Consider the following 10,807-nt stretch of genomic DNA (forward strand, 5'->3'; position numbering starts at 1 on the left):
CCCGCCGCGGGCGGTGGCGTCCCGGGGGCCGCCGCCCCGGGCGTACCGGGCCGATCGGCCCTGTCGGCGGCGATCACGCCGAGCCGACGATGGGGACGGACGCCACCGTGATGCGGGGAGATGAGTGCTGATGTGCAACTACTGCGGCTGCCGGGAGTTTCCTCTGATCGGTCGGCTCTCCGACGAGCACGAGGCGATCGCGAACGCGGCCGGCCGGCTCCGCGCGGCGGTACGGGCCGGCGCCGCCGACGCGCCGGCGGCGCTGGACGCCCTGCTGGCCCTCCTCGTCCCGCACACCGCCACCGAGGAGCGGGGGCTCTTCGAGGAACTGCGGGCCGAGGGCAGCCTGGCCGAGGCGGTGGAGAGGCTCTGCGCCGAGCACGACGACATCCACGGTGTGCTCGGCGGCGTCGACCGGTCGGCGCCGGACTGGCCGGCGGTGCTGGCCGCGCTGGACCGGCTGCACCGGCACATCGACAACGAGGAGCACGGGCTCTTCCCCGCCGCGGTGATCGCGCTGCCGATTCCGGCCTGGGACCGGATCACCCCGACCGGCGCCGCCCGATAGGTCGTTCGGAACCGCCAGCCGGCCTCGACCGCCTCGGCACTCGTCCGGCATCGGCCGCATGACGAATCGCTGACGATCTTCGGGACCTTCGGCCCGGTTCCCCCGGTCAACGCCTCGACAGGATGGCATCCGGACCCCGCTTCCGGTTGCGCTCCGGCGCACCCACCACGAATGTGGGCAGAACGGCGATCTACCTGAGGGATGGAGCTTATGTCGCGAGCGACCGACGGTGCCGGACGGGCGCTGCTGGCGGTGGGCGGTCTGGTCCGCCGCGCGGAGGTGTCCGCCGACGGCCGGACACTGCACCAGATCGGCGGCCGGGAGGCGGACGCGTTCTACCGGGACCGCTGGTCCTACGACAAGGTGGTGCGCTCCACGCACGGCGTCAACTGCACCGGCTCGTGCTCCTGGAAGGTGTACGTCAAGGACGGCATCATCACCTGGGAGCAGCAGCAGACCGACTATCCGAGCGTCGGGCCCGACCGGCCGGAGTACGAGCCGCGCGGCTGTCCCCGGGGCGCCGCCTTCTCCTGGTACACCTACTCCCCCACCCGGGTGCGGTACCCGTACGCGCGGGGTGTGCTGGTGCAGATGTACCGGGAGGCCAAGGGCCGCCTCGGTGACCCGGTGGCCGCGTGGGCGGAGATCCAGGCCGATCCCGAGCGCCGCCGCCGCTACCAGAAGGCGCGCGGCAAGGGCGGCCTGGTGCGGATCTCCTGGGACGAGGCACAGGAGATGATCGCCGCCGCCCACGTGCACACGATCGCCGAGTACGGACCGGACCGGATCGCCGGCTTCTCCCCGATCCCGGCGATGTCGATGGTGTCGCACGCCGTCGGCGCGCGGTTCGTCTCCCTGCTCGGCGGGTCGATGCTCTCCTTCTACGACTGGTACGCCGACCTGCCGGTGGCCTCCCCGCAGGTGTTCGGCGACCAGACCGACGTGCCCGAGTCCGGTGACTGGTGGGACGCCTCCTACTTCGTCATGTGGGGCTCCAACGTGCCGGTGACCCGCACCCCCGACGCGCACTGGATGGCCGAGGCGCGCTACCGGGGGCAGAAGGTCGTGGTGGTCAGCCCCGACTTCGCCGACAACGTCAAGTTCGCCGACGAGTGGATGCCCGCCCAGCCGGGCACCGACGGCGCGCTGGCGATGGCGATGGGGCACGTGGTCCTCAAGGAGTTCTTCGTCGACCGGCGCACCCCGCGCTTCGTCGACTACGTGCGCCGCTTCACCGACCTGCCGTTCCTGGTGACGCTGGAGCCGGGCGCGGACGGGGCGTACCGGCCGGGCAAGTTCCTCACCGCCGAGGACCTGGGCGAGAGCGGGAAGGAGGCGGCGTTCAAGACGGTGCTGTGGGACTCGGCCACCGACGCGCCCGCCGTCCCGCGCGGCAGCCTCGGGCACCGCTGGGGCGAACAGGACGGGCAGTGGAACCTCGACCTGGGCGAGGTGGAGCCGGCGCTGACCTGCCTGGGCGCCGGCGACGCGGTGGAGGTGGAGCTGCCCCGCTTCGACACCGACACCCCGCAGGTGCTGCGCCGGGGCGTGCCGACCCGCGTCGTCGACGGCCAGCTGGTGACCAGCGTGTTCGACCTGCTGCTGGCCCAGTACGGGGTCGCCCGCGACGGGCTGCCCGGGCAGTGGCCGACGGGCTACGACGACGTGGCGACGCCGTACACGCCGGCGTGGCAGGAGCCGATCACCGGCGTGCCGGCGGCGCAGGTCGCCCGGGTGGCGCGGGAGTTCGCCGACAACGCGGAACGCTCCGGCGGCCGGTCGATGATCCTGCTCGGCGCCGGCACCAACCACTGGTTCCACTCCGACGCCACCTACCGGGCGATCCTGGCGCTGGTGACCCTCACCGGGTGCCAGGGCGTCAACGGCGGCGGCTGGGCGCACTACGTCGGGCAGGAGAAGTGCCGCCCGGCGACCGGCTGGGCGCAGCTCGCGTTCGGCTTGGACTGGGTCCGCCCGCCACGGCAGATGATCGGCACCGCGTTCTGGTACGTCCACACCGACCAGTGGCGCTACGACACGTACTCGGCGGACGTCGTGTCCTCGCCGACCGGCACGGGCGCCTTCGCCGGGAAGCACACGATGGACCTGCTGGCGCAGTCGGCGCGCGCGGGCTGGATGCCCTCGATGCCGACGTTCGACCGCAGCCCGCTCGACCTGGCCGACGAGGCCCTGGCGGCCCGCCCCGACGACCCGGCCGGCTGGGTGGCCGAGCAGCTCGGCGCGGGACGGGTGCGCTTCGCCTGCACCGACCCGGACGCGCCGCGGAACTGGCCGCGGGTGCTGACCGTGTGGCGGGCCAACCTGCTCGGCTCGTCGGCGAAGGGCAACGAATACTTCCTGCGGCACCTGCTCGGCACCGACGCCAACCTGCGCGCCGACGAGGCGCCGCCGGAGCAGCGGCCCGCGGAGGTGACGTGGCGCAAGGAGGCGCCGGAGGGCAAGCTCGACCTGCTGCTGTCGCTGGACTTCCGGATGACCTCCACGACGCTCTTCTCCGACATCGTGCTGCCGGCCGCCACCTGGTACGAGAAGCACGACCTGAGCAGCACCGACATGCACCCCTTCGTGCACGCGTTCACCCCGGCGATCAACCCGCCGTGGCAGACCCGCACCGACTTCGCCGCCTTCCACGGCATCGCCCGCGCGTTCTCGAAGCTGGCGGCGGAACACCTCGGCGTACGAAAGGATCTCGTCGCGGCGCCGCTGCTGCACGACACCCCGGACGCGATGGCGACCCCGCACGGCCGGGTGCGCGACTGGGCGGCCGAGGGCGAGACGCCGGTGCCCGGCCGGACCATGCCGAAGCTGCTGGTGGTCGAGCGCGACTACGGGGCGGTCGCCGACAAGCTCGCCGCGCTGGGCCCGCTGATGGACACGCTCGGCACCACCGGCAAGGGCGTGGCGGTCGACGTCGGCCCCGAGGTGGCGTACCTGCGGCGCAGGAACGGCGAGATCCGCGGCGGCGTCGCGGACGGGCGGCCGTCGCTGGCGACGGACGTGCACGCCTGCGAGGCGATCCTGGCGCTGTCCGGCACCACCAACGGCCGCGTCGCCACCGCCGGTTTCCACGACGTGGAGAGGCGCACCGGTGTACGCCTGGCCGACCTGGCCGCCGAGCACGAGGGCAAGCAGATCACCTTCGCCGACACGCAGTCCCGCCCGGTGCCGGTGATCACCAGTCCGGAGTGGTCGGGCAGCGAACACGGCGGGCGCCGCTACTCGCCGTTCACCATCAACACCGAGCGGCTCAAGCCGTGGCACACCCTCACCGGCCGGCAGCACTTCTTCCTCGACCACGACTGGATGCACGAGGCCGGCGAGGCGCTGCCGATCTTCCGGCCGCCGCTGGACATGCACAAGCTGTTCGGCGAGCCGAGGCTGGGCCGCAACGGCGAGCTGGAGATCACCGTGCGGTATCTGACGCCGCACTCGAAGTGGTCGATCCACTCCGAGTACCAGGACAACCTGCTGATGCTGACGCTGTCGCGGGGCGGGCCGACGATGTGGATGAGCGAGGCCGACGCCGCGAAGATCGGCGTGCGGGACAACGAGTGGATCGAGGCGGTGAACCGCAACGGCGTGGTGGTCTGCCGGGCGGTGGTCAGCCACAAGATGCCCGAGGGGACGGTCTACATGTACCACGCCCAGGAACGGGTGATCGACGTGCCGAAGGCCGAGGTCAACGGCCGGCGCGGCGGCATCCACAACTCGCTGACCCGGCTGCTGGTCAAGCCCACCCACCTCATCGGCGGGTACGCCCAGCTCTCCTTCGCCTTCAACTACCTGGGCCCGACCGGCAACCAGCGCGACGAGGTCACCGTGATCCGCCGCCGCTCGCAGGAGGTGCAGTACTGATGCGCGTCATGGCCCAGATGGCGATGGTGATGAACCTCGACAAGTGCATCGGCTGCCACACCTGCTCGGTGACGTGCAAGCAGGCGTGGACCAACCGCTCCGGCGTCGAGTACGTCTGGTTCAACAACGTGGAGACCCGGCCCGGCCAGGGCTACCCGCGCACCTACGAGGACCAGGGGCGCTGGCAGGGCGGCTGGGTCCGCACCCGCACGGGCCGGCTGAAGCCGCGCTCCGGCGGGCGGGTGAAGAAGATGTTCAGCATCTTCGCCAACCCGAAGCTGCCGTCCATGCGGGACTACTACGAGCCGTGGACGTACGACTACGAGCACCTGCTCACCGCGCCGGCCGGTGACGACACCCCCGTCGCCCGCCCCAAGTCGCTGCTCACCGGCCGCGACACGAAGATCACCTGGAGCGCGAACTGGGACGACTCGCTCGCCGGGGGCAACGAGATCGCCGCCGGCGACCCGGTGTTGGCCAAGGTCTCCGACCAGGTGAAGCAGGAGTTCGAGAAGACGTTCATGTTCTTCCTGCCGCGCATCTGCGAGCACTGCCTCAACCCGTCGTGCGCCGCGTCCTGCCCGTCGGGGGCGATCTACAAGCGGGCCGAGGACGGCATCGTCCTGGTCGACCAGGACCGCTGCCGGGGCTGGCGGATGTGCGTCACCGGCTGCCCGTACAAGAAGGTCTACTTCAACCACCGCACCGGCAAGGCCGAGAAGTGCACGTTCTGCTTCCCGCGCATCGAGATCGGGCAGCCGACCATCTGCTCGGAGACCTGCGTGGGCCGGCTGCGCTACCTGGGGCTGATGCTCTACGACGCCGACCGGGTCGCCGAGGCCGCGGCGGTGCGGGACGAGGACGACCTGTACGAGGCCCAGCGCTCGGTCTTCCTCGACCCGCACGACCCGGCCGTGGCCGAGGCCGCCCGGGCCGCCGGCATCCCCGACGACTGGATCGACGCCGCCCAGCGCTCCCCGGTGTGGGACCTGATCATGAGGTACGAGGTGGCGCTCCCGCTGCACCCGGAGTACCGGACCATGCCGATGGTCTGGTACATCCCGCCGCTGTCGCCGGTGGCCGACGTGCTGCGCGAGACCGGCCACGACGCGGAGGACGCGGGCAACCTCTTCGGCGCCATCGACGCGCTGCGCATCCCGGTGGAGTACCTCGCCGAGCTGTTCAGCGCCGGGGATCCCGAGCCGGTGCGCGCCGTGCTCAACCGGCTCGCCGCGATGCGCTCGTACCAGCGGCGGATCAACCTCGGCGAGGCGCCCGACGAGTCGATCGCCGCCGCCGTCGGCATGACAGGCGCGCAGATGGACGAGATGTACCGGCTGCTGGCCATCGCCAAGTACGAGCAGCGCTACGTCATCCCGACCGCGCACGCCGAGGACGCGCACCGGCTGGAGAAGATCGCCACCGAGTGCAGCCTCGACTACGAGGGCGGCCCGGGCATGGGCGGCGGCGGCCCGTACGGGCAGGGTCCCTTCGGGGAGTCCTCCGGCACGCCGGTGCCGGTGCAGGTGGAGACCTTCCACATGCTGCGCGACCGGCAGACCGCCGACGCCTTCACCGACCCCGGCGACGAGCCACGCCGGGTCAACCTTCTCAACTGGGACGGCAAGGGCACCCCGCGCGGGCTCTTCCCGCCCCGCCCCCGCGATCCCGAGCAGGAGGACGGCGCACGATGAGCGAGCCCACCTGGCGGGCGGTGGCGGCCCGGGCCGCCTCGCTGCTGCTGCGTTACCCGGACGACGAGGTCATGGCGGCGCTGCCGGTGCTGCGCGCCGCCCTCGACGAGCTGCCGGCGGCGGTCGCCGGGCCGCTGCGCGAGGTCGTCGCGTACCGCGCGGGCACCGAGCCCGGCCGGCTCCGGTCGGAGTACGTCGAGCTGTTCGACTTCCGCCGCCGCTGCTGCCTGCACCTGACCTACTACACCTGCGGGGACACCCGGAAGCGGGGCGAGGCCCTGGTCGGCTTCACCGCCGCGTACAAGCGGGCCGGCCTGGAGGTGGTCGACGGCGAGCTGCCCGACTTCCTGCCCGCGGTGCTCGACCTGTCCGCCGTGGACGACGGCGGATGGCGGCTGCTGCGCGACAACCGGGTCGGCCTGGACCTGCTGGTGGCGGCGCTGGAGCGGGAGGGGTCCGGCTACCGGCACGCGGTGGCCGCCGTCCGGGAGATGCTGCCGCCCGCCGGGCCGGCCGACCTCGCCGCGGCCGCCCGGCTGGCCCGGACCGGCCCGCCGGTCGAGCAGGTCGGGCTGGAGCCGTTCGGCCTCGTCGACACCGCCACCACCGGAGGCCGCCGGTGAACGCCCGGAGCACCGCCACCGCGAACGGAGGGCAAGACCGATGAACACGCTGCTGTGGGTCGTGTACCCGTACCTGTCCCTGGTGGTCCTGGTCGGCGGGCTGATCTGGCGCTACCGGTACGACAAGTTCGGCTGGACCACCCGGTCGTCGCAGCTCTACGAGAGCACCATCCTGCGGTGGGGCAGCCCGTTGTTCCACTTCGGGGTGCTCATGGTCCTCGTCGGCCACGTCGGCGGCCTGCTGGTCCCGAAGGCGTGGACCGAGGCGGTGGGGATCACCGAGCACGCGTACCACCTGACGGCCGTGTTCGTCGGCACGGTCGCCGGCTTCTGCACCCTGATCGGGCTGGGCATCCTCGTCGCCCGCCGGCGACTCACCGGGCCGGTCTTCGCCGCCACCACCCGCAACGACAAGGCGATGTACGTGGTGCTCGCCGGCGTGATCGTGCTCGGCCTCTGGGCCACCGTGCGCGCCAACGTCTCGGGGCCCGGCTACGACTACCGGGAGACCGTCTCCCCGTGGTTCCGGTCGCTGTTCTACCTGCGGCCGGACCCGGAGATCATGGCCGGCGTGCCGGTGGCCTTCCAGATCCACATCCTGGCGGCGTTCGCCCTCTTCGCGTTCTGGCCGTTCACCCGGCTGGTGCACGCGTTCAGCGCCCCGGTCGGCTACGCCACCCGCCCGTACGTCGTGTACCGCAGTCGCGACGACCGGCCCGGGCTGCGGCCGAGCCGGCCCGGCTGGGAACCGCCGACGCTGCCCACCCCGCGCGGCGACCGCAGCCGCTCGGGCCGGTGAGCGCCGTACCAGCACGATTCGACGGAGGCAGCAGCCATGAGCATCGCGCGTGACGGAGAGTCGACCCGGACCGTCCCGGCGCCGGGGGCGTCCTCCCCCGGCGCCGCCGGGGCGCCGACGACGGGCGGGTCCGGCGCCACGACCCAGCTCGTCCTGGCCACCCTCGGCTTCCTGGTCAACTTCTGGGGCTGGGCGCTGCTGGGCCCGCTCGGCCCGGGCATCAAGGAGCGCCTGGACCTCAGCTTCACCGCCCAGTCCCTGCTGGTGGCCGTGCCGGTGGTGGTCGGGTCGCTGGGCCGGATCCCGGTGGGCGCGCTCACCGACCGGTACGGCGCCCGGGTGGTCTTCCCGCTGGTCACGCTCGCCACGATCGTGCCGGTGCTGACCCTGAGCGTGGTGTCGTCCTATCCGGCGCTGATCGTGACCGGATTCTTCCTCGGCATCGGCGGCACCGCCTTCGCCGTCGGCGTGCCGCTGGTCTCCGGCTGGTACCCGCCCGCGCGGCGCGGCTTCGCGATCGGCGTGTTCGGCATCGGCATGGGCGGCACCGCGATCGCCAACTTCACCACCGTCCGGCTCGCCGACGCCTACGGCGAGCGGGCCCCGTTCCTGCTGGTGGCCGCGATCCTCGCCGGTTACGCGGTCGTGTCGTTCCTGCTGCTGCGCGACGCACCGGGCCGGGTCCGGCCGACCGGCTCGGCGTGGCGTCGCCTCGCCGCGGTGGGCCGGCTGACCGTCACCTGGCAGCTCTGCTTCCTGTACGCGGTCGGCTTCGGCGGGTTCGTGGCCTTCAGCGTGTACCTGCCGGCCTACCTGCGCACCACCTACGACCTGAGCGCCGCCGACGGCGCGTTGCGTACGGCCGGCTTCGTGGTCCTCGCCGTCCTCGCCCGGCCGGTGGGCGGTTGGCTCTCCGACCGGCTGCACCCGGTGCCGGTGCTGGTGTGGTGCTTCGGCGGGGTCGCCGCCTTCGCGGTGGTGCAGGCCTTCGAGCCCGCCCTGATGCCCGTGGCGACCGTCGCGCTGCTGGGGATGGCGCTGCTGCTCGGCGCGGCCAGCGGCGCCGTGTTCGCCCTCGTCGGCAAGGTCGCCCCGGCCGACCAGGTGGGCGCGGTCACCGGGCTGGTCGGCGCCGCCGGCGGCCTCGGCGGGTTCGTCCCGCCGCTGGTGATGGGCTGGGTGTACGGCGTGCAGGGCTCGTACGCCATCGGCCTGATGCTGCTCTCCGACGTCGCGCTGGCCGCCGCGGTGTTCACCGCGGTGAAGATGGGGGGCCTCGCCAGGCGCGACGCCTGACCCCGCACGACCGCCGCCGACCCGATCGGCGTCCGGCCCGGCCGCCTCGCGGCCGGGCCGGCTTCGTCGTGGGCGCGGGTGGGCCCGGGGGCGGCGCATCCACAGTGGCGTGTTACGGAACCGTCCCGGAACATCCGGCGACACGAGGCCGGCAGCCCTCTCCACGGGATGCCCCGGCCGCCCGGCGCTCGGCTCCGGCACGTCAGCTAGCTGGCCTTTCTGTCACGTCCGTCGGCGCGAGATCGACCTTAGCTATCGTTAGTTTTCCGGAAACTGTTGCTCGCCGATGCGTGGCGCTGCCATACTCCACATCCATTGAGGTCGATGGCAACGGCCGGCGTCCTCCGGGCGCGTCCGGCCGGGCGGCTCGGCCCGGCACACCCCCACCACACCGGCCCGCGCCCACCACGGACGCGGACCGACCCCCACAGAAGGAGCGACGATGATCGAGAGGCGCCATCGGGACACCCGTCCGAGGCCGAGCCCACGAGCGCGCGGCGCCCTGGTCCTGGCCGCCGTGGGCCTGCTCGCCGCGGCCGGCGCGATGATCGTGCCCGGCGCGGCCAGCGCCGGCACCACGCTGGGCGCGTCCGCGGCGGAGCGCGGCCGCTACTTCGGCACCGCCGTGGCCGCCAACAAGCTCGGCGACAACACCTACGTCACGATCCTGAACCGCGAGTTCAACTCCGTGACGCCCGAGAACGAGATGAAGATCGACGCCACCGAGCCGCAGCAGGGGCAGTTCACCTTCGCCAACGCGGACCGGATCGTCAACCACGCGCGCAGCCGGGGCATGAGCGTGCGCGGCCACACCCTGGCCTGGCACTCCCAGCAGCCGGGCTGGATGCAGAACATGAGCGGAAGCGCGCTGCGCCAGGCGATGCTCAACCACGTCACCCAGGTGGCCGCCCACTACCGCGGCCAGGTCGTGGCGTGGGACGTGGTGAACGAGGCGTTCGCCGACGGCGGCAGCGGCGCCCGGCGCGACTCCAACCTCCAGCGCACCGGCAACGACTGGATCGAGGCCGCGTTCCGGGCCGCCCGCGCCGCCGACCCGGGCGCCAAGCTCTGTTACAACGACTACAACACCGACGACTGGACCCACGCCAAGACCCAGGCCGTGTACAACATGGTCCGCGACTTCAAGCAGCGCGGCGTGCCGATCGACTGCGTCGGCTTCCAGTCGCACTTCAACAGCGGCTCGCCGTACCCGGGCAACTACCGCACCACGCTGTCCAGCTTCGCGGCGCTCGGCGTCGACGTGCAGATCACCGAGCTGGACATCGCCGGCGCCTCGCCCACCACGTACCGCAACGTGGTCAACGACTGCCTGGCCGTCGCCCGGTGCACCGGCATCACCGTCTGGGGCATCCGGGACAGCGACTCGTGGCGCGCCTCCGAGACCCCGCTGCTGTTCGACAACGGCGGCAACCGCAAGCCCGCGTACGACGCGGTCCTGGCCGCCCTCAACAACGGCACGACGCCGCCGACCAGCACGCCGCCGACCACCGGCAGCCCGACGACCCCGCCGCCCGGAGGCAGCTGCACCGCCACCCTGCGCGACGGCACGCGGTGGGGCGACCGGTTCAACAGCGAGGTCGTGGTCGACGGGGCGACGAACTGGACCGTGGTCGTCGCCGTGACGCCCCCGCAGCGGATCTCGGCCACCTGGAACGGCTCCCCGAGCTGGGACACCAGCGGGTACGTCATGACCATGCGGTCCAACGGCAGCGGCAACGTCTTCGGGTTCACCACGATGACCAACGGCAACTGGACGCGCCCGCAGGTGCGGTCCTGCACGGCCTCCTGACCGGCGACCGGCCGACCCCGGGGTGGCGGCGGGACCGCCCCCCCCCCCGGGGGACCCCGCGCCCCGGGGGGGGGGGACCGGGGGGGGCGGGGCGGAGGGGGGGGCCACAGGGGCCACCCCCCCAAAAAATAATAAATTACG

The 10,807-nt window shown here is 72.7% G+C and carries 7 protein-coding genes; all 7 read left to right on the forward strand.

What is annotated here, in order from left to right:
- Positions 1-130 precede the first annotated feature (130 nt).
- The 7 genes from ACWENR_RS26420 to ACWENR_RS26450 all read left to right on the forward strand — a co-directional run bounded on the left by ACWENR_RS26420 (position 131) and on the right by ACWENR_RS26450 (position 10,666).
- A complete protein-coding gene (locus ACWENR_RS26420; protein WP_452279655.1) occupies positions 131-568 on the forward strand; it encodes a hemerythrin domain-containing protein in 438 nt (145 codons plus the stop codon).
- A gap of 210 nt (positions 569-778) precedes the next feature.
- Complete coding sequence (locus tag ACWENR_RS26425; RefSeq protein ID WP_452279656.1) at positions 779-4,444, forward strand: nitrate reductase subunit alpha; 3,666 nt, start codon at positions 779-781, stop codon at positions 4,442-4,444.
- Positions 4,444-6,138 carry a nitrate reductase subunit beta gene (gene narH, locus ACWENR_RS26430; RefSeq protein ID WP_452279657.1) on the forward strand — a complete coding sequence of 565 codons (1,695 nt, stop codon included), beginning with the start codon at positions 4,444-4,446 and terminating at the stop codon, positions 6,136-6,138. Before ACWENR_RS26425 ends, narH begins: the two co-directional genes overlap by 1 nt.
- Positions 6,135-6,761 (forward strand): nitrate reductase molybdenum cofactor assembly chaperone, encoded by a 627-nt coding sequence (gene narJ, locus ACWENR_RS26435; RefSeq protein ID WP_452279658.1) that lies wholly within the window; start codon positions 6,135-6,137, stop codon positions 6,759-6,761. Before narH ends, narJ begins: the two co-directional genes overlap by 4 nt.
- Positions 6,762-6,801: 40 nt before the next feature.
- Positions 6,802-7,560, forward strand: a complete 759-nt coding sequence (gene narI / locus ACWENR_RS26440) for a respiratory nitrate reductase subunit gamma (RefSeq protein WP_452279659.1) — start codon at positions 6,802-6,804, stop codon at positions 7,558-7,560.
- 36 nt (positions 7,561-7,596) lie between these two features.
- Positions 7,597-8,856, forward strand: a complete 1,260-nt coding sequence (locus ACWENR_RS26445) for an MFS transporter (RefSeq protein WP_452279660.1) — start codon at positions 7,597-7,599, stop codon at positions 8,854-8,856.
- Positions 8,857-9,298: 442 nt separating this feature from the next.
- Entirely contained in the window at positions 9,299-10,666 is a 1,368-nt protein-coding gene (locus ACWENR_RS26450; protein ID WP_452279661.1) for an endo-1,4-beta-xylanase, read from the forward strand.
- The last annotated feature ends 141 nt before the right edge of the window (positions 10,667-10,807 follow it).

The organism is Micromonospora sp. NPDC004336 (genome assembly GCF_053602615.1).

What these genes read in the sequence shown, in the direction of transcription:
- ACWENR_RS26420 (WP_452279655.1), top strand. Translation starts at nt 131, where the DNA reads ATGTGCAACTACTGCGGCTGCCGGGAGTTTCCTCTGATCGGTCGGCTC.
- ACWENR_RS26425 (WP_452279656.1), top strand. Translation starts at nt 779, where the DNA reads ATGTCGCGAGCGACCGACGGTGCCGGACGGGCGCTGCTGGCGGTGGGC.
- narJ (WP_452279658.1), top strand. Translation starts at nt 6,135, where the DNA reads ATGAGCGAGCCCACCTGGCGGGCGGTGGCGGCCCGGGCCGCCTCGCTG.
- ACWENR_RS26445 (WP_452279660.1), top strand. Translation starts at nt 7,597, where the DNA reads ATGAGCATCGCGCGTGACGGAGAGTCGACCCGGACCGTCCCGGCGCCG.
- ACWENR_RS26450 (WP_452279661.1), top strand. Translation starts at nt 9,299, where the DNA reads ATGATCGAGAGGCGCCATCGGGACACCCGTCCGAGGCCGAGCCCACGA.
- narI (WP_452279659.1), top strand. Translation starts at nt 6,802, where the DNA reads ATGAACACGCTGCTGTGGGTCGTGTACCCGTACCTGTCCCTGGTGGTC.
- narH (WP_452279657.1), top strand. Translation starts at nt 4,444, where the DNA reads ATGCGCGTCATGGCCCAGATGGCGATGGTGATGAACCTCGACAAGTGC.